General features: G+C 68.2%; 15 protein-coding genes. 7 read left to right on the top strand and 8 right to left on the bottom strand.

Features of this window, described 5'->3' with window-relative positions:
* Positions 1 to 19 precede the first annotated feature (19 nt).
* The 3 genes from ERC79_RS21865 to msrB are packed head-to-tail and all read left to right on the top strand — an operon-like array spanning position 20 to position 3,327.
* Positions 20 to 1,564 (top strand): alpha/beta fold hydrolase, encoded by a 1,545-nt coding sequence (locus tag ERC79_RS21865; protein WP_131580449.1) that lies wholly within the window; start codon positions 20 to 22, stop codon positions 1,562 to 1,564.
* The gene (locus ERC79_RS21860) at positions 1,561 to 2,865 is read left to right on the top strand and encodes a glycosyltransferase family 87 protein (RefSeq protein WP_131580448.1); all 1,305 of its coding nucleotides are present in this window, start codon (positions 1,561 to 1,563) and stop codon (positions 2,863 to 2,865) included. The genes ERC79_RS21865 and ERC79_RS21860 overlap by 4 nt, the downstream gene beginning before the upstream one ends.
* Before the next feature lie 21 nt (positions 2,866 to 2,886).
* On the top strand, positions 2,887 to 3,327 hold the full coding sequence (gene msrB, locus ERC79_RS21855; RefSeq protein ID WP_131580447.1) for a peptide-methionine (R)-S-oxide reductase MsrB: 441 nt from the start codon (positions 2,887 to 2,889) through the stop codon (positions 3,325 to 3,327).
* A gap of 72 nt (positions 3,328 to 3,399) precedes the next feature.
* On the opposite strand, the gene ERC79_RS21850 is transcribed toward msrB, so the two are convergent.
* The 6 genes from ERC79_RS21850 to hemE form a co-directional block, all read right to left on the bottom strand.
* Positions 3,400 to 4,407, bottom strand: a complete 1,008-nt coding sequence (locus ERC79_RS21850; RefSeq protein WP_131580446.1) for a DUF1648 domain-containing protein — start codon at positions 4,405 to 4,407, stop codon at positions 3,400 to 3,402.
* Positions 4,404 to 4,754 carry a GntR family transcriptional regulator gene (locus ERC79_RS21845; RefSeq protein ID WP_131580445.1) on the bottom strand — a complete coding sequence of 117 codons (351 nt, stop codon included), beginning with the start codon at positions 4,752 to 4,754 and terminating at the stop codon, positions 4,404 to 4,406. Before ERC79_RS21845 ends, ERC79_RS21850 begins: the two co-directional genes overlap by 4 nt.
* 37 nt (positions 4,755 to 4,791) lie before the next feature.
* Entirely contained in the window at positions 4,792 to 7,062 is a 2,271-nt protein-coding gene (locus ERC79_RS21840) for a molybdopterin-dependent oxidoreductase (protein ID WP_131581445.1), read from the bottom strand.
* Between the two features lie 216 nt (positions 7,063 to 7,278).
* Positions 7,279 to 7,974 (bottom strand): hydrogen peroxide-dependent heme synthase, encoded by a 696-nt coding sequence (gene hemQ / locus ERC79_RS21835; protein WP_131580444.1) that lies wholly within the window; start codon positions 7,972 to 7,974, stop codon positions 7,279 to 7,281.
* 5 nt (positions 7,975 to 7,979) lie between these two features.
* Positions 7,980 to 9,344, bottom strand: coding sequence for a protoporphyrinogen oxidase (locus tag ERC79_RS21830; protein WP_131580443.1), 1,365 nt, complete (start codon positions 9,342 to 9,344; stop codon positions 7,980 to 7,982).
* Positions 9,341 to 10,408 (bottom strand): uroporphyrinogen decarboxylase, encoded by a 1,068-nt coding sequence (hemE, locus tag ERC79_RS21825; RefSeq protein WP_207390548.1) that lies wholly within the window; start codon positions 10,406 to 10,408, stop codon positions 9,341 to 9,343. Before hemE ends, ERC79_RS21830 begins: the two co-directional genes overlap by 4 nt.
* Before the next feature lie 118 nt (positions 10,409 to 10,526).
* Between hemE and ERC79_RS21820 the strand changes: the two genes are divergently transcribed.
* Complete coding sequence (locus ERC79_RS21820) at positions 10,527 to 11,126, top strand: DUF3000 domain-containing protein (protein ID WP_131580441.1); 600 nt, start codon at positions 10,527 to 10,529, stop codon at positions 11,124 to 11,126.
* A 245-nt stretch (positions 11,127 to 11,371) separates the two neighbouring features.
* Complete coding sequence (locus ERC79_RS21815; RefSeq protein ID WP_131580440.1) at positions 11,372 to 13,138, top strand: HNH endonuclease signature motif containing protein; 1,767 nt, start codon at positions 11,372 to 11,374, stop codon at positions 13,136 to 13,138.
* 3 nt (positions 13,139 to 13,141) lie between these two features.
* Here ERC79_RS21815 and ERC79_RS21810 read toward each other — a convergent pair whose 3' ends face one another.
* On the bottom strand, positions 13,142 to 14,419 hold the full coding sequence (locus tag ERC79_RS21810) for an alpha/beta hydrolase (protein ID WP_242676678.1): 1,278 nt from the start codon (positions 14,417 to 14,419) through the stop codon (positions 13,142 to 13,144).
* Between the two features lie 69 nt (positions 14,420 to 14,488).
* Here ERC79_RS21810 and ERC79_RS21805 point away from each other — a divergent pair, with 69 nt between their 5' ends.
* Positions 14,489 to 15,916, top strand: coding sequence for a wax ester/triacylglycerol synthase family O-acyltransferase (locus ERC79_RS21805; protein ID WP_207390387.1), 1,428 nt, complete (start codon positions 14,489 to 14,491; stop codon positions 15,914 to 15,916).
* Here ERC79_RS21805 and ERC79_RS21800 read toward each other — a convergent pair.
* Positions 15,861 to 16,712, bottom strand: coding sequence for an alpha/beta hydrolase (locus ERC79_RS21800; RefSeq protein WP_131580439.1), 852 nt, complete (start codon positions 16,710 to 16,712; stop codon positions 15,861 to 15,863). The two genes, ERC79_RS21805 and ERC79_RS21800, sit on opposite strands and share 56 nt — an antisense overlap.
* 240 nt (positions 16,713 to 16,952) lie before the next feature.
* Here ERC79_RS21800 and ERC79_RS21795 point away from each other — a divergent pair, with 240 nt between their 5' ends.
* Entirely contained in the window at positions 16,953 to 18,185 is a 1,233-nt protein-coding gene (locus tag ERC79_RS21795; protein ID WP_131580438.1) for a ribonuclease D, read from the top strand.
* The last annotated feature ends 105 nt before the right edge of the window (positions 18,186 to 18,290 follow it).

Below are 18,290 nucleotides of genomic sequence, written 5' to 3'. Positions count from 1 at the left end.
ACCTGGCAGGCTGTCCGGCATGCGCAGAATCGGGGTCCTCGCAATCGTTCTCGCCGTCTGCACAGCCTGCGGCGCGGGCCCGTCCGAACGTCCGGATGTCGCCGTTGTCGAACAGGGTGGCGATCCCGCCCCGACGAGTGATGGGCCACCGGCGATCGCGAGCCTGCAGGCCCCGGTGCGGGATCTGGTGTGGAAGGACTGCAAGGCCGCCACCCTCGACCGCCTCGAACTCGGACCGGGGCCCGGCGGGCTGTCGCTCGAATGCTCGAGTTTCGTCGCCCCGGTCGACGCCACCAGCACGGCCGCCGGCTCGCTCGAGGTGGGAGTGCTGCGGGCCCGGTTACCGCAGACACCGACCGACGCTGCCCCGCTCGTCCTGACCTCGGGATCGGATCTGGCGTCGTCGAGCACACTCGCAGCCCTCGCCACCGGACCGATCTCGGCGCTGCTCGCTACCCGGCCGATCGTGGCGGTCGATCGTCGCGGGATCGGCACATCGACGGCGATCGACTGTGTCCCGACCCCGGACCGCCGCGTGCTGGCCGATCTGGGGGAGTTCGGCCCAGCGGACATACCGGATGCCAGCAAGGTCGCCGCGGCGAGCCGGGCAGCGACGATCGCATGCACGGACGATCTCGCCCCCGACGCGCTCGCGTTCGACACCGCCCACGCGGCGGACGATCTCGAACAGCTTCGCCGCATCTGGCAGGTGGATTCGCTCGGGTTGCTCGGCTCCGGTAACGGGGCGGCCGTTGCACTCGCCTATGCCGCGCGGCACCCCGCGCAGGTCGGCCGCCTGGTCCTCGATTCCCCCGCCGCGACTACCGCAGACGCATCGACCGCCGCGGAGTACCGGGTGCAGGGTGCGCAGGCGGCCGTCGCCGCGTTCAGCCGCCGATGCGCGGCACTGAGCTGCTCACTCGGCCCTGATCCCGCGGCCGCGATCACCGACCTGCACGGCCGCGCCGCCGCGGGCGAACTTGCACCGGTCTCATCGAACGCGTTGCTGACCGCCGTGTCAGCATTCCTCGGTTCCCCACGAGGAGATCAGTCGAGCCGTGTGCGGGAACTGTCGGACATCCTCGCGGCCGCCGGACGCGGCGACAAGGCGCCGCTTCTGGATCTGATCGGCGCGACCGAGGCCGCGGTCGGCAGCGACGGCCAGTTCGTCGCCCGCTGCAGCGACGGACAGCAGTGGCCGGGGCCGGGCCAGGCCGGCGAACTCGCCCAGGCGTGGTCGCAGCGGTATCCACTTTTCGGCTCCGACGCGGCAATTGCGCTGATGAGCTGCTCGGCGTGGCCGACCATGGCGCCGCCACCGCTGCCCAGCAAGATCCCCGCCCCGACTCTGGTGCTCAGTGGCGTCGCCGACCCGATCGTCGGCGACGGCGGACTCTCCACCGTGACCGGCACGCTCGCAGCTGCGGGGACCGTATGGTCGAGCGTGTCGTGGGAGGGCTCGGGACACCCCGTCACGACGCATTCCGACTGCGCTCAGCAGGCCCTGATCCGCTACATCGATGCAGGCACGCTGCCGCCGAACGGAGGTGCCTGCCCCGCATGACTCGCGGAGAGGAGAAAGCACCCGCCGCGTTTGCGGTGTACCGTGCCGTGGTGTTCCTTCGACGATTCGAGCCGCGTACCGGCCGCACCGCCGCCGAGGTCATCAAGTTCGCCCTGTGGCCCATTGCGATCATGACCGTGCTCCAGCGAGTGCTGGTCAAGGCCGTCAACGGGTTCCGGACGGACGACTTCGCCCCGGTCTACCAGGCTGCCCTGGCGTTCCTCAATCGCCGTGAGGTCTACACGGCCAACTTCAACTCGGTGGACCCGCACTACCTGTACCCGCCAAGCGGCACCCTGTTGATCTCGCCGATCGCAATAATCGACCCCGAACGCTCCCGCTGGCTGTTCATCCTCATCAACGCGATCGCCGTGATCGTCGCGCTGTATCTGTTGTTGCGGATGTTCAATCTGGCGCTCGATTCGATCGCCGCCCCGATCCTGCTGCTTGCGGCGTTCTCGACGGAAACCGTCGTGAACACACTCGTATTCACCAACATCAACGGGCTGGTGCTGCTCGGCGAGGTCGCCTTCCTGCTTCTGCTATTGAGGCGGCGAGACTACTGGTCCGGGGCCGCGATCGGCCTCACCCTTGCCGTGAAGCCGATCCTCGCACCACTATTGCTGCTGCCGCTGGTACGCGGGCAGTGGAAGGTGTTCGTCACCGCTGTCGGTATCCCGGTGGTGCTGATGGCCGTGGCCTGGCCGTTGTCCGCAGATCCGATGGAGTTCGTGCACCACACTCTGCCGTACCTGCTGGACTCGCGGGACTACTTCAACAGCTCGATCCTCGGCAACGGCACGTACTACGGCCTACCGGTCGCGCTGATCTGGGCACTGCGGATCGCTTTCGCGGGCATGGTCGCGGTGTCGCTGTGGTTGCTGTACCGCTACTACCGCAACGACGAGCTGTTCTTCGTCTGCACCGCCACCGGCGTGCTGCTCACGGCGTCGTTCCTGATCGGCTCGCTCGGCCAGATGTACTACTCGATGATGCTGTTCCCACTGCTGATGACGGTGGTGCTGAAGAACTCCGTGATGCGGAACTGGCCGGCGTGGCTGGCCGCGTACGGGTTCCTGACCCTCGACAACTGGGAATCGTTGCGGTTCGTCGAGGCGGGGCGCACGGCCGAGTACCTCAAGACCACGCTCGGCTGGAGTCTGCTGCTGATCGTCATTTTCGCTGTGCTGACGAACCGCTACTTGACCGCCAAGCGCGAGGGCCGTCTTGAGTCCGGGATCGACCCGGCGTTCCTCGCGGCGTCCTGCTCGGCACCGGAGCCGGCACCGGCGAAGGTCTGACGAACGTACTAGCGTGGTCCCATGAGTTCCGCACAGGATTCCGGTCTACCCGCTCCCAAGTTCGAGCGCAGTGACGCCGAATGGCGCGCGCATCTGACTCCGGCCGAGTACCAGGTGCTGCGCGAGGCGGGCACCGAGCGCCCGCATGTCGGCGAGTACACCGACACCAAGACCGAGGGCGTGTACTCGTGCCGTGCATGCGGCGCGGAATTGTTTCGCAGCACCGAGAAGTTCGACTCCCACTGCGGGTGGCCGTCATTCTTCGATCCTGCAGATTCGGATGCCGTCATCCTGCGCGAGGACAGCTCGCTGGGCATGCGCCGCGTCGAGGTGCTGTGCAGCAGCTGCCACAGCCATCTCGGACACGTCTTCGAGGGCGAGGGCTACCCGACGCCCACCGACAAGCGGTATTGCATCAACAGCATCTCGCTCACGCTGCGGCCGACCGACGGGAACGCATAGCCGTCCCGCGCGCACATCGGCGTCCCGCGCGCACGATTGCGCGCGCGGGACGCCGTTCTGCGCTCGGCGTTGCTACTTGACGATGCGTCCCCGCGCCGCGAGTGAGTTGAGCACGGCCGCAGCCTGATCCGCGCCGTCAACGGAGACGGTGAACTTGGAACCGTCACCGCGCGTGACGCGCAGAGCTGCGCCGGGGCGCACCAGCAGGCCGACGCCGTCGGGGCCGACGCGGTAGCCGATGCCGCCGTAGCGGTTGATCAGGCCGATCGACACCGCGTCGGCGCGGGCGATCTCGTCGAGCGGAATCCGGCGGCGGCCACCGGTGAGTACATACCGCGTCTCGAGGCCGCGTCCGTCGACGACGACGTGGACCGGCGCGAGGGCGAGGCCCATCAGCAGCGCCCCGACGACCGCCGCGACGAGCAGCATCGGCGCCGCGTCCTCGGACGCCATCCAGACGGCCGACACGACTATGACGATCGGTACGAAGGCGAACACCATTGCGAGCCAGCGGGGCATCGCGGCCGTGCCCGTCCACACAACAGTCTCCGTGTCGGTCAGGGCCAGCCGCGCTGCGTCCGACGGCGGCGCGACCGTCACCACCCCGGCCGGGTCGGGCCGCCCGACCAGGGCGGACCCGGCGATCGCCGCGAGGATGCCGACGAGAACCACCGGGACCAGCCACCAGCCGGCGAACGAGGCGTCGGCCGCGTCCGAGACTCCGCGCTGGGCGGCAAGGATGCCCACCGGCAGGACCGCGACAGCTGTACCGGTCCCGGATGCGATCGCGGCCCCCAACCGTGCCGCACGCACGTCGCGTCGCGTCAGCAGCAACAGGATTCCGCCGAGCAGCACCGCGAAGGCGAGACCCAGCAGTGGCATCCACTGCGCCGCAGCCCGTGACGTGAAACCGTCCGCGGCCCCACCAGGCCCGAAGTGGACGGCGGTCGGGTCGGGCAGGTCGTCGGTCCACGCCGTCAGCACCCCGATCGAACCCGCCGCCGCGACGACCGGGATGAGCACCGTGCCGGCGAGGCCACGCAACCACGAAACCCTTTGCCCCTGAATCGAGTCGGTCATGCCATCTCCTTCTTCACCAGATCGAGCAGGTCTGCCGCGCTCATGCCGTGACGCTTCGCCTCCGCGACGAGGCCCCGAACCGCTTCCTGTAACCGGCCCCGAATCGAGGCGTCCTCCGCCACCACGGCCCCGCGACCACGACGGAGTTCGATGAGCCCCTCGTCGCGCAGCAGTTGGTATCCGCGGAGGACGGTGTGGATGTTGAGGTCGAGGGAGGACGCCAGATCTCGCGCGGACGGCAGCCGCTCCCCCGGCACGACCGCCCCCTCGGCAATCGCGCCGCGCACGGACGCGGCGAACTGCTCGTAGAGCGGAACGGCCGACGACTGATCTATACGGATGAGCACGAGCACCACTTTATTGTTCTAGATCAAATAGAACAAGTTAGATCGGTGGGTCGAACGCCTTCACCCGCGGCAACGGCCCGTCGAAGCGCTCCACCTGAACCAGCACATGCTGACCGGTACATCCGTGTGACAGCCGGGAACTGCCCACGTCGGCGGTCAGGACGTTGGGATTGCCGTGCACGCACATCGAATCGGGGTCGGCCGGATCGAGCGGGTCGTACCAAGCGCCGGTCGCGAGCTGCACCACCCCGGCGAGCATCCCGTCGTCGAGCACGACGCCGGCGAGGCAGGCGCCGCGGTCATTGAACACACGCACCACCTCACCCGCGTCGATCCCCCGCGTCACCGCATCGGCCGGGTGCATCCGGATCGGCTCCCGCCCCTGGACTTTCGACGCCTGACTCGCGACCCCGTGGTCGAGCTGGCCGTGCAGCCGCGTCTTCGGCTGATTCGCGATGAGGTGCAGCGGAAACCGCTGCGCGCGATCGCCTCCCAGCCACTCCTGCGGCTCGTACCAGCGTGGGTGTCCGGCGCAGTCGTCGTAGCCGAAGCCGTCGATGTCGGCGGAGAAGATCTCGATCCGACCGCTCGGTGTGGTCAATGGGTTCCGCTGCGGATCGGTTCGGAACTCGGAGAAAAGGGTCAGCCCGTCCTCCGCCCGCATCCGCACATGCCCGCGGCGCCAGAACTCGCCGAACGCGGGCGCCTCGAGGTGCTCCGGATCCCCCACCACGAACCCCCGCCACTGCTCGTAGAGGTGCTCGATCCACTGCTGCGCGGTGCGCCCCTCGGTGAACTGCTCACCGAAGCCCAACCGATGCGCGAGCGCGGAGAACGTGTCGTAGTCGTCGCGCGCATCGGCGTACCGGGGAACCGCCTGGTGCATCGCCACAAGTAGCGGATCGTTGCGGGTACAGGCCAGGTCCGCCCGCTCGAGCGACGTCGTCGACGGCACCACGATGTCGGCGTGCCGGGCCATCGGCGTCCAGTACGGCTCGTGCACGACGATCGTGTCCGGCCGGCCCAGAGCGCGCCGCAGCCGGGCGATCTCCTGGTGATGGTGGAACGGATTGCCGCCGACCCAGTACACGAGGCGGATGTCCGGGTACGTGAGGCGTCGGCCGTCGTAGTCGAACTCCTCCCCCGGGTGCAGCAGCAGGTCCGCGATCGCGGCCACCGGGATGTGATCGGAGACCGGGTTGGTGCCCTGGAACAGGGTCGGTAACGGATAGGGCACGGGCGCGAGCCCCGGCTCGTTCATCGACCCGTAGCCGTGGCCGAATCCACCTCCGGGAAAACCGATCTGGCCGAGCATCGCGGCCAGGGTCACCCCCATCCAGGGAGCCTGCTCCCCGTGCCGGACGCGCTGCAACGACCATGTGACGGTCACCATCGTGCGCCCGGCAGCCATCCGTCGAGCCAGCGACACGAGAGTCTGCGCCGGGACACCGGACAGCGCCGACGCCCACTCCGGAGCCTTGGGCACTCCGTCGGAGCGCCCCAGCAGGTAGTCCTCGAAACGCTCGTATCCCACACAGTGCGTCGAGAGGAAGTCCTTGTCGTGCAGACCCTCCGACGCCAGCACATACGCGAGCGCGAGCATGATCGCGACATCCGATCCCGGGATCGGCGCGATCCACTCGCATCGCCCGTGCATATCGTCGCGCAGCGGGCTGATCGAGATCACCTCGCCGCCGCGCTCCCGCAATCGATCCAGCGCGCCGCGGGTCGGATGTGCACTCGTGCCACCACTGTTGACGGCGGTGTTCTTGAGTGGCACCCCACCGAAACACACCATCAGATCCGTGTGGTCGGCGATCACGTCCCAATTGGTCGAGCGGGCGAACAACTTCCAGTGGGTGCCCACGACGCGCGGCATGATGACGCCGGTGGCCCCGAGCGAGTAGCTGTGCACCGAGCGGGTGTAGCCGCCGAGCATGTTGAGGAACCTGTGCACCTGACTCTGCGCGTGGTGGAACCGGCCGGCGCTGGCCCAGCCGTAGGAACCGCCGAAGATAGCTCGGTTGCCGTGGACGTCGACGACGCGCCGCAGTTCGTGCGCGAGCAGATCGACGAGTTCGTCCCACGACACGGCGACGAACTCGTCGGAGCCGCGGGCCTCGGACGGTCCCGGTCCATTCTCGAGCCAGCCTCGGCGCACCGCCGGGCCGGCGATCCGGGACCGGTGGCGCACCGAACCCGGCAGGTTGCCCAGGATCGGCGAGGGATCCGAATCTCCGGAGTAGGGATGCACCGCGCTCACGTCTCCGCCGGCCACCGCGACCTCGAACATGCCCCAGTGCGCCATGTGCTGGTACCGCGCCGCCGAACTCACGGTCCTCAGTCTGCCAGCGGGGCTCAGGGCACCACGAAGACGCCTGTTCCATCCACATCGCATGCCCCTCTCGTGGGCCCGCTGATGCGCTCAGGATACGAGAACCGACCCGCCGCCCCACGCCGAGGTACGCAGGAAACACCCCGCACCTGTCAGGTGCGGGGTGCGGTCACATCGGGTCAGGTCAGATCAGGGCAGGGAGTTGACGAGCTGCTCGACGCTCACTCGCGGACCGGTGAAGAACGGCGTCTCCTCGCGCACGTGCATGCGGGCCTCGGTGGCGCGCAGGTCGCGCATCAGGTCGACGATGCGGTCGAGTTCGGGAGCCTCGAACGCGAGGATCCACTCGTAGTCGCCGAGCGCGAACGCCGGGATCGTGTTGGCGCGGACGTCGGGGTAGGTGCGGCCGGCCATGCCGTGATCGGCGAGCATCTTGCGGCGGTCGGCATCGGGCAGCAGATACCACTCGTAGGAGCGGACGAACGGGTACACACAGATGTAGTCGCCCGGATCCTCACCGGCGATGAACGCCGGAACGTGGCTCTTGTTGAACTCGGCGGGACGGTGCAGCGCGACATTCGACCACACCGGGTCGCTGACCTGACCGAGGTCGGTGGTGCGGCGGAAGTCCTGGTACAGCTTCTGCAGATCCTCGAGGCGCTCCGCGTGCGTCCAGATCATGAAGTCGGCATCGGCGCGGACGCCTGCGACGTCGTAGATGCCGCGCACGACGACATCGGTGTCCTCGAACGAATCGAAGAACGCCTGTGCCTGCTTCACGGCCGCGGCACGGTCGTCACCGAGGACGCCGGGCTGCACCTGGAAGACGGAGAACATCGCGTAGCGGAGGGTGGAATTGAGCTTGTCGAAATCGAGGCGTGCCATGCCGCTCATCCTGCCACTTGCGCCGCGAGCCGTGTCGCCGCCATCGTCGCGGACGCCACGCACGCCGGGACGCCGACTCCGCGCAGGTAGGCGCCCGCGACCTCGAGCCCGACGATGCCCGATGCCGCGCCCTCGATCGCGCCGACCCGGTCCAGGTGACCGGGAGCGTACTGCGGCAGGCCGCCGCGCCAGCGCTGGACGAACGCGTCCACCGGTTCGGTCGACACGCCCGCCACCGTCGCGAGGTCGGCGCGGGCCATCTGGATCAGCTGTTCGTCAGTGCGGTCCACGACGGCCGCATCCCGGTACCGCCCGTACGACGCCCGCACCAGCGTGACGTTCCGCTCGGCCAGGTGCGGCCACTTGCGGCTCGACAGCGTGAACGCCTTCGCGCCCAACGACTCTCCCGTCGCGACCAGGATGCCTGAGTTGTCCGGGACCCCGGCGTCGGTCGGCAGCGCCATCGCGACGACCGCCGATGACGCCAGTTCGATATCGCGAGCAGCGGCGGCGAGCTCCGGAGCTACCTCCGCCACGAGGTGCACCATGTCCGGCGCGGGCAGGGCGAGCAGGGCGCCGTCGAGCGCGCCGACCGGATCGAGCCACCAGCCCGCACCCTCGCGGCGCAGCCCCGTCGCCGTCGCCTCGAGAACCGTGTCGGCACGGGCCGCCCTGCGCAGCGCGTCGAGCAGGACGCCGTAGCCGTCACGCAGGGTCCCGAACACGGGGCCCGGAGTGGGCGTCGGCAACGCCTTCATGACGGCCTCGGTGAGACTCGCCGCACCGGCATCCAGAGCCGCCGCGAGCGACGGCAGGGCGGCCCGGACACCGATCGAGTCGGACAGGCCCGAATACACGCCGCCGAGCAGAGGATCGACCGAACGCCGCACCACCTGCTCGCCGAAACGGGACCCGACGAGGGTCGCGACGTCGATGTCGGACGCCCGGTCCCACTGCAGCGGGATCTCGGGTTCGCCGGCGATGCGTGCGAGGGTCCGATCGTCGACCAGCCCGGCCACGGACCGCGGATCCGACGGGATGCCCATCAGCGTCCGTGCCGGCAGCGGATGGAGTGAGCCATCCGACCAGATGAGCGGCTGCTTCCCCGCCGGATGCACCAGCTGATCGCCTAGCCCGAGTTCGACGATCAGGTCGGCGACCTCGGGCCGCCGGGCGATGAACGCCTCGGCACCCACGTCGACCGGTGCACCGGCGAGGTCCACGGTCCGCAGCTTGCCGCCGGTCCGCGACCCCGCCTCGACGACGGTGATCCGGGCGTCGTCACCGAGCTGCTGACGCAGACGGTACGCCGCAACCAGGCCGGTGACGCCGCCACCGACGACCGCTACCGAGACCCGCCGACCGGTCACAACGAATGCACCAGCTCCACGACATCGGTGAGCACACTCGGATCGGTGTCCGGCAGCACGCCGTGTCCGAGATTGAAGATATGACCGGTCGCGCCCGCAGCCAGTGCGGCGTCGGCCTCCGCGGCAATGCGGCGCACCTGCTTTTCGATCGCCGGCCAGCCCGCGAACAGCACGGCGGGATCGAGGTTGCCCTGCAGCGCCTTCCCCGGACCGACCCGGCGCGCGGCCACATCGAGTGGAATGCGCCAGTCGACGCCGACCACGTCAGCGCCGGCCTCACCCATCGCGCCGAGTAGCTCACCGGTGCCGACACCGAAGTGGATGCGCGGAACGTGTGCGGACTCGACCTCGGCGAACACCCGCTCCGAGTGCGGCAGGACGAACTCGCGGTACTCGGCGAGCGATAGCGCACCGGCCCACGAATCGAACAACTGGATCGCGTCGACCCCGGCGTGCAGCTGTGCCTGTAGGAACGCGATGGTGGTGTCTGCGATGGTGCCGAGCAGCAAATGCCATGTCTTGGGGTCGGCGTGCATGAGCGCCTTGGTGCGCTCGTGATTGCGACTCGGGCCGCCCTCGACGAGGTACGAGGCGAGCGTGAAGGGCGCGCCGGCGAAACCGATCAGCGGGGTGGAGCCCAACTCCTCGGTGAGCAGCCGGACCGCCTGCGTGACCGCGCCTACCTCCTCCGGGACCAGCCGGGGCAGCGCCACGACATCGGCAACCGACCGCACCGGGTTCGCCACCACCGGACCGACACCGGCCACGATGTCGAGGTCGATGCCCGCTGCCTTCAACGGAACCACGATGTCGGAGAACAGGATCGCTGCGTCCACCTTGTGCCGGCGCACCGGCTGCATGGTGATCTCACAGACCAGCTCCGGGTCGAAGCAGGACTCGAGCATCCCGATTCCGGCCCGGATCTCCCGGTACTCCGGCAACGAGCGTCCGGCCTGACGCATGAACCACACGGGTCGATGCGTCACCGGACGGCCGGTAGCCGCCGCCAACAACGGTGCGTCACCCAGTACCCGTCGAGACGGGTACTCGGCACGCCCGGTCATACCTGCATTCGTATCTTCCAAGCCGCTCATCGGGGTCCATGCTGCCATGGCTCGGCGCCCGCGCGGAATCGGCGCGCCTCCGACGCGCTCCCAGGTGAGGCGTCTAACGTCCGCTGGTGTGACGACCCCGGGATTACCCAGCGAACCCGCCCAGTTCCGCGCCGCAATCGACGCGATGAACTCGGCCGAGGTTCACCCGGAAATCGAGATCGGTCCGATCCGTCCGCCGCAGCGGCTCGCGCCCTACAGCTACGCCATCGGGGCGGAGGTGCGGCACTCCGAGAGCGGCGATGTCGCAGGGCAGTCCGAGGGCGACGCATTCGGTCGTCTCATCCTGCTCTACGACCCGGATGGGGACGAAGCCTGGAACGGCACCATGCGTCTGGTCGCATACATCCAGGCCGACCTCGATGCCGCGCTCGCCGCCGATCCGCTGCTGCCTGAGGTCGCCTGGAGCTGGCTCGTCGACTCCCTCGAGGCCCGTTGCGAGGAGATCGTGGCTCTGGGTGGCACCGTCACAGCCACCAGCTCGGTGCGATACGGCGACATCGCCGGGCCGCCACACGCCCACCAACTCGAGTTACGGGCCTCGTGGACAGCGACGTCCACCGCGCTCGGCTCGCACGTCGAAGCCTTCTGCGAGGTCCTGGCCTACGCCGCCGGATTGCCCCCCGCCGGGATCGCGAGTCTCGGCCGCGGGCCCCGGAACTTCACGTAGTCCGCAGATCCCAGAGCGAACCGGCGGCAGAGATGCCCTCCCGCGATTCGGCAGATGCCGTGAGACGGCGGCGCCCCGGCCGAACGGTCATGCGGGCATTGCGGATACCGGGCGCTCCGGCAATGGTCCTTCGCTGTCGGCAGCGAACACAACGAGCGATGCGCTGATCTTCCGCGCGCCTGTTCGCTCTCGATTCCTTCTGTGTTTGTCCGTGTTTGTCGGTGGGGTTCGAACAAATCGAAACTATGTTCGATATCGGGGGTGGGGTCGGTGCGGCGCTGGCGGATGCGGTCGTGGGGGACGCGGCGCGGTTCGTGGAGTTGTCTGTGTTGGCGCGGGTGGAGAACGTGTGTGCGGCGCGGAAGGTGTTGTTGGCGGGTGAGTTGACGTTGTCGGCGCTCGAGCGGGACGTGCGGTTGCGGGGTGGGGATGTGCGTGACTGCGGTAACGAGGCGATCGCGGAGGTGTCGACGCGGTTGGGGTGTTCGCACACGATGGCGTCGCATTTCTGTGATCTGGGGGTGGATCTGCGGTTACGTCTGCCGGTGACGCGGGCGGCGTTCCTGGCGGGGGATGTCGATTATGCGCGGGTGTGGCGGATTCATTGTGAGACGACGGGGTTGTCGGCGGAGACGGTGGCGTTGTTGGAGGCGGAGATCGTGGCGGCGGCGCGGGGGTTGGCGCCGGCGGCGTTGGGGCGGGAGATTCGGGCGTTGATCGTGCGGGCGAGTCCGCAGGAGGCGGCGTCGGATCGGGAGGTCGCGGAAGCGGAGTGCCGGGTGCGGGTGCGTCCGGTGGGGCCGTTGTCGGAGTTCACGGCGGTGTTGTCGGCGGAACAGGGTCGGGCGGCGTGGCAGTTGGTGTGTGAGATGGCTGAGACGGTGTGCGGTAAGGATCGGCGGGGGCGGCAGGCGTTGCTGGTGGATGCGTTCGTGGCGTTGCTGCATGGGGAGGGCGGGTTGGCGTGCACGTGCGAGACCGAGGGGTGTCCGAGGGTGGGTGGGGTGTCGATGCCGTCGCGGCGGAAGTCGTTGGTGCAGATCACGGTTGATGTGGCGACGTTGTTGGGGTTGACGGCGTCACCGGCATTCTTGGAGGGTCATGGTCCGGTGGATCCGGGGTTGGCGCGGATGCTGGCCGAGGACGGTACGTGGCAGGCGATGCTCACGGAGTTGCTCGACCTGGCGACGGAACTGGGACTGACACCCACCGGCCCCGGCGCCGACACCGGCCCCGGCGCCGACACCGACACTGGCGCCGACACCGAGACCGGCGTCGGCGTCGGCGTCGGCGGGTCGGGTGAGCTGGACGTTGGTGGCAGCGAACTGGACGATCCGTCCGGGTGGTTGCCGCGGCGGCCGGGGCTGCAGGTGTTCCGTGGTCGGGGTGCCCGGCATCGTGCGGGCCGGTTGCCGCAGCCGTTGTTCCCGTCGTCGTGGTGGGATCGGCGACGACCGCGGCCCGGGCTGCCGCCGGTCGGGGCGGGTACCGCGATCGGTGATGTCCTGCGCGCGCTCGACGCCGATCCGGTGTTGCGGGGTGGGCAGTTCCCGGACGGGCACGGCGGACTACCGCGCCCGCCGGGCGGGGCGTTGAGTTATCGTCCGGACGCGTCGACGGCGAGGATGGTCCGGACCCGTGACGGGCGGTGCCGGTTCCCGGGCTGCTCGATGCCCGCAGCCCGGTGCCAACTCGACCACATCGTGCCGTTCTCGCACCGTGACCCGATCGCGGGTGGGTGGACGATCACCTCGAATCTGCAGTGCCTGTGCCAGTTCCACCACAACCTGAAAACGATGGGCCGTACCACCGCGGTGATGCTCGCCGGTGGGATCGTGGTGTGGTCGAGTAGTTACGGCACCACCACGATCAGTCTGCCCGGCGGGGTCGCGATGACCGACCTCGACCCCGACACCCTCGTCCCCCACATCCCACGACGCAGACACCGCCTACCCCGAAACGGCACTCACGCCGACACCACAGACGATATCGACGAACCCCCACCGTTCTGACAGCTAGCTGACCACGCCCGTCGCTGCACCAGTGGTATCCACCGAAGCAACAGCCGATTTCTGCCGGGCATGCGCCCAGTCGAGGAAATCGGCAACACCCTGCGCCACTCGGAAACTCCGGATCGACGGGAAAATATCGAATGCATGCTGGGCGCCCCGCAACTCGGCGTATGCCACAGGATTCGCCGACACCTCACGCAGCCGGTCGACGAACTCGCGGGCCTCGGCAACGGGAATGAACGAGTCGCTGGTTCCGTGCACCACGAAGAACGGCGGCGCATCCTCGCGCAGGTGCGCACGCGGCGACGCCGCGAGATAGTCCTGCGGGAACTGCGCCTTCTTCCCAAGCACCATCGGCATCAGCCCTGACTCGACCCGCTGCCGTGTCGCTTTGATCCCCGTCTCCCCCGCGAAGTCGTACACACCATAGTGTGGCGCGCACGCCTGGATCGAGGTATCCGCGTCCTCGAAACCGGGCTGCAGGCTCGTGTCGCCACTCGTCAGCGCCAGCATCGCCGCCAGGTGCCCGCCGGCCGAACCTCCGGTCACCGCAATGAATCCGGGATCGCCGCCGAACCGCCCGACATTGCCGCGCAGCCAAGCAACGGCACGCTTGATGGCAATCAGATGAGCCGGCCATACAGCCTTCGGCGACAACGGATAGTTGATCGCCGCACACACCCAACCGCGCGACGCCATCTCCAGCATCAGCGGGATTCCCTGGTGATCCTTGCTTCCGATCACCCACCCTCCGCCGTGGATCTGCAGCAGGACAGGCGCATTCGCGGGGATGTCCCGACGATGATAGATATCGATCTTGAATCGGCTGCCGCCCGGCGAGTAGTCGAGATCCCGCACGCGGACCACATCTGGCCGACGCATCCGGAAGGGGAAGGCAAGCTGACGCCACGGCACCCGCGGTATCGGACGCGCCGCGTCCCCGATGGATCGGAAGTCCGGTCCGAGAGCAGACTCGAGCGCTGACTCGACCTCACCCTGCGCCCCCCGACCGGCCGCGATCACGGCCCCCAGACCGGCAACCGACACGCCCGCCGCAGCCAGCCCGACGACATCGCCGCGGTCCCGGACGCCGTGGCGCACCACATGGACGGCGGCATCGACAACGGTGGCCGCGAGCAACTGCGGTGCCAGCTCCGTTGCCAGCCAGCCGGAGACGAATGTCGGTACCGATGCCGGCATACCCGGCAGTGGGCGCAGCGCATTCGCTGTCAATCCGGCAGTAACCAACTGCCTCAACAGGAACCTGTTACTGATCCTCATGAACGTATTCAACCATGAGGTTTGTCACATCGCACACGGCAATATAGAACAGGTTCTACCGTTAGCTGCATGGAGAGACTCAGTGGAATGGACGCCAGCTTCCTGTACCTCGAAACCCCGACACAGATGCTTCATGTGTGCGGCCTGATCATTCTCGACGGGTCCACCATCCCGGGTGGCTATTCTTTCGCAAAGCTGCGCGACGAGCTGGCCATTCGGGTGAAGTCGATGCCGAGCTTCAAACGTCGACTCAAGGACACGCGCTTCAACCTCGACCACCCAGTGTGGGTCGACGACACCGACTTCGACATCGACCGCCACTTCCACCGGATCGCTGTCCCCGCGCCCGGCGGCCGCGACGAACTCTCCGAACTGTGCAGCTCGATCGCCAGCCAGCCGATGGACCGCACGCGGCCACTCTGGGAGATGTTCGTCATCGAGGGCCTCGAGGACGGATCCGTCGCGGTGATGTCGAAGATGCACCACGCCAACGTCGATGGTGTCACGGGCTCCAACCTCATGTCGCAGCTGTGCGGAGTCGAGCCCGACGCCCCGCGACCCGACTTCGAGCAGCTCCCCGAAGGCGCGGGTCGGGCCAGCTCGCTCGACATTGCCGTCAACGGTCTGCTGTCGTTCGCAACACGACCGATGAAGATGGTGAAACTGATTCCGGACAGCGTCACGCTGCTGCCACGCTGGATCGGCCGGGCCCGCAAGGGTGAGGCGATGCCGACACCGTTCTCCGCGCCGCGCACCTCCTTCAACGGAGCGATCACCGGCCGCCGGACCATCGCGTACACCGAGCTCAACCTCGACGACGTCAAGCTCGTCAAGAATGCCTTCGGGGTCAAGGTCAACGACGTCGTACTCACGATGTGCGCCGGCGCACTCCGCAAGTACCTCGAGGACCGCAACGAACTCCCCGACAGCTCGCTGGTCGCCACGGTGCCGGTTTCCGTCCATGACAAGTCGGATCGTCCTGGCACGAACCAGATCTCGGTCATGTTCACCCAGCTCGGCACCGATATCGCCGATCCGGTCGAACGGCTGCACTTCATCTCCGAACACAACGCCATCAACAAGGACCATCACAACGAGGCGCTGGGCGCAACGCTCCTACAGGACTGGGCACAGTTCGCGGCGCCTGCCACATTCGGCAACGCGATGCGGGTGTACGCCAAGTTGAAGCTGGCCGAGCGTCACCCCGTGGTGCACAACCTCGTGGTCTCGAATGTCCCCGGCCCACCGGTTCCGCTGTACTTCCTGGGCGCGCGCATCAAGCAGATGTACCCGCTCGGCCCGGTCTTCCACGGCGCTGGCCTCAATGTGACGGTGATGTCCCTCGCGGGCCGACTCGACGTGGGCTTGGTGTCCTGCAAGGAACTCGCGCCACACCTGTGGAATCTGGCCGACGCCTTCCCCACGGCGCTGGCGGAGCTCGTCAAGGCCGCGCGCGCGCAAGCACGGAAGAAGAAGCAGCCAGCAGCCCAGCAGTGAACGGTCCCGCATTCATGACGCAGGACGAGTGACCGCACTCCACCTCATATGTTGCGGCGCCGGCGATCTGGCGAGCGAGCCAGCGCTGGCGCCGCGGCGGAATGATCAGATCCTTCGTCGGCACCACGACGGCGGTTGGCACATCTATGTCGCCCACCCACGCGGTCGAGTCGAACTTGCCGATCTCCGCGGTGGCCCGGCCGATCGCGCCGTAACTGGTCTCGCGAAACTGGGCGTAGGCCCACACTCGGTCTCCGCCGAACCTCGGACCACCTACCGGCACCGGCCCCGGCCGGGGCTTGAGCGTTCCCAATCCGCGGCTGAGCGATTCCAGCGCCACCCGTTCGCGCGAGTTCCGCTTGAAATGGGCCGCGCCCGCGCACAACACGAGCCCCGCGACGCGGTCGCGATGACGCCTCCAGGTGAGCTGCGACACGAGTGAGCCCATCGAATATCCCACCGGCACGATGCGATCGAGTTCGAGCACGTCCGCGAGGGCCGCGACGTCGTCGGCGCAGTCTTCGAGCGTGAATCGATCGGATCGGATACCGCGGCCGTGCCAGCGCTGGTCGAGAACCACGACCCGCGCCTTCTCTGCGAGCTTCTCGATCGCCGGATACCACGTCAGGGTTCCGGTGCAGGCGAGGGCGTGCAACAGGACGAGCGTCGGCTTGTCGGCATTGTCCGCCGTCGCGCCGGTGTCGACGACGTACGTGCTTCCCCGGCCGGGCAATTCCACCATCGATCCAGCCGGCATCGCCCCGACGGGCGCGACGGCTGCTGCAAGGTTGAGCATCGATCAGCCTTTCTAGGTCCGACGGGAAACCCCCGCGGCACAGAACTAGAACTCGTTCTACCTTATGGACTACGTCACCCGCGAGCGATCCCGACAATTCGCTCGAACGACCCGACGGCGACGCCGATCACACCCACTCGACGATGTGCTCTTGGTCATATGTCCAAGATCGTTAGAATTATCGGGAAAGGCCCGGATGTCACCGTGAAACAAACCCCGCGCCACGTAGAGTTGCCCCCTATGCCAGATACCTCGGAGTCCACCTCCGCCCCCGTGCCGCTGCTGGCCCCGGCCGAGGGCGTGCCGCCGGTAGTGCAGAGCGTCGACGGCGTCCGCGACGCCGCCGCACGCCTCGCGGGCGGCACCGGACCACTCGCGGTGGACGCCGAGCGCGCCTCTGGCTTCCGGTACTCCTCACGCGCCTACCTGATCCAGCTTCGTCGTGCGGGCGCCGGGACCGTACTGCTCGATCCCATCCCCGTCAGCGAGGATCTCGGGCCGCTGCGCGATGCGATCAACGACCTCGAATGGGTGCTGCACTCGGCCGACCAGGACCTACCGTGCCTCGCCGAACTCGGCCTCGCACCTGCGCGCATGTTCGACACCGAACTTGCCGGGCGCCTCGCCGGTTTCGAGCGCGTGGGCCTGGCCGCCATCGTCGAGCGCACACTCGGGCTCGAGCTCCGCAAGGGCCACGGTGCCGCCGACTGGTCCTCTCGCCCACTGCCCGACGCATGGCTCAACTACGCAGCGCTCGACGTCGAAGTCCTGCTCGAGCTCCGGGACGCAATGGCGAAAGAGCTGGCATCCCAGGACAAGACCGAGTGGGCGCGGCAGGAGTTCGAACATGTGCGGCTCGCCGGACCGCCGCGGCCGAAGCCCGACCGATGGCGGCGGACATCCCAGATTCACAGCCTCAAGAGTCCCCGGCAGCTCGCCGCGGTCCGCGAGCTGTGGACCGCCCGAGACGAGATCGCCAGCAAACGCGATATCTCCCCGAGCCGCATCCTGCCGGATTCGGCGATCGTCGCGGCGGCGAGCGCCGACCCCAGGTCGGTCGACGCACTGCGGGCACTGCAGGTTTTCGGCGGTCCACGCCAGCGCCGGTCTTCGCGGCTGTGGCTCGCTGCACTCGAGCGTGCACGGGCACTCCCGCCGACCGAGCTACCACCGATCAACCAGCCGTTCACCGGTCCTCCCCCACCCAGTCGGTGGGCCAAGCGCGACCCCGCGGCGGCCGCACGCCTGAATGCCGCGAAGACCGGAATGACAGAACTCAGCGAGCGCGTGAAGGTGCCTGTCGAGAACCTCCTCAGCCCAGATCTGGTCCGCCGCGTGTGCTGGGAACCGCCGGCCGCCGAACTCGATCAGCCCACAGCGATCGATGCGGCACTCGCGGCCGGCGGCGCCCGGCCGTGGCAGCGGGAACTGACCGTTCCGGTCCTCGTCGAGGCGGTCCGAGCAGAGCCCTGATCTGCGGAGACGGGGCCAACGCCGCCCCGCATGTTACTGGCGGGTAATTAGCGCTACAGTGGTGCTTGGCGGGCCTTCGACTCGCCGTGACCGCTCCACTCCCGC

This window comes from Rhodococcus sp. ABRD24 (assembly GCF_004328705.1).
Lineage (GTDB): Bacteria > Actinomycetota > Actinomycetes > Mycobacteriales > Mycobacteriaceae > Prescottella.
The sequence above is the reverse complement of the archived record's forward strand: the minus strand, read 5'-3'. Positions and strand labels throughout refer to the sequence as shown.

Bases quoted from the DNA above. Each gene is read 5' to 3' on its own strand.
- ERC79_RS21865 (WP_131580449.1), top strand. From the start codon at position 20: ATGCGCAGAATCGGGGTCCTCGCAATCGTTCTCGCCGTCTGCACAGCC.
- ERC79_RS21860 (WP_131580448.1), top strand. From the start codon at position 1,561: ATGACTCGCGGAGAGGAGAAAGCACCCGCCGCGTTTGCGGTGTACCGT.
- msrB (WP_131580447.1), top strand. From the start codon at position 2,887: ATGAGTTCCGCACAGGATTCCGGTCTACCCGCTCCCAAGTTCGAGCGC.
- ERC79_RS21850 (WP_131580446.1), bottom strand. From the start codon at position 4,407: ATGACCGACTCGATTCAGGGGCAAAGGGTTTCGTGGTTGCGTGGCCTC.
- ERC79_RS21840 (WP_131581445.1), bottom strand. From the start codon at position 7,062: ATGGCGCACTGGGGCATGTTCGAGGTCGCGGTGGCCGGCGGAGACGTG.
- hemQ (WP_131580444.1), bottom strand. From the start codon at position 7,974: ATGGCACGCCTCGATTTCGACAAGCTCAATTCCACCCTCCGCTACGCG.
- hemE (WP_207390548.1), bottom strand. From the start codon at position 10,408: ATGACCGGGCGTGCCGAGTACCCGTCTCGACGGGTACTGGGTGACGCA.
- ERC79_RS21815 (WP_131580440.1), top strand. From the start codon at position 11,372: ATGTTCGATATCGGGGGTGGGGTCGGTGCGGCGCTGGCGGATGCGGTC.
- ERC79_RS21810 (WP_242676678.1), bottom strand. From the start codon at position 14,419: ATGAGGATCAGTAACAGGTTCCTGTTGAGGCAGTTGGTTACTGCCGGA.
- ERC79_RS21805 (WP_207390387.1), top strand. From the start codon at position 14,489: ATGGAGAGACTCAGTGGAATGGACGCCAGCTTCCTGTACCTCGAAACC.
- ERC79_RS21800 (WP_131580439.1), bottom strand. From the start codon at position 16,712: ATGCTCAACCTTGCAGCAGCCGTCGCGCCCGTCGGGGCGATGCCGGCT.
- ERC79_RS21795 (WP_131580438.1), top strand. From the start codon at position 16,953: ATGCCAGATACCTCGGAGTCCACCTCCGCCCCCGTGCCGCTGCTGGCC.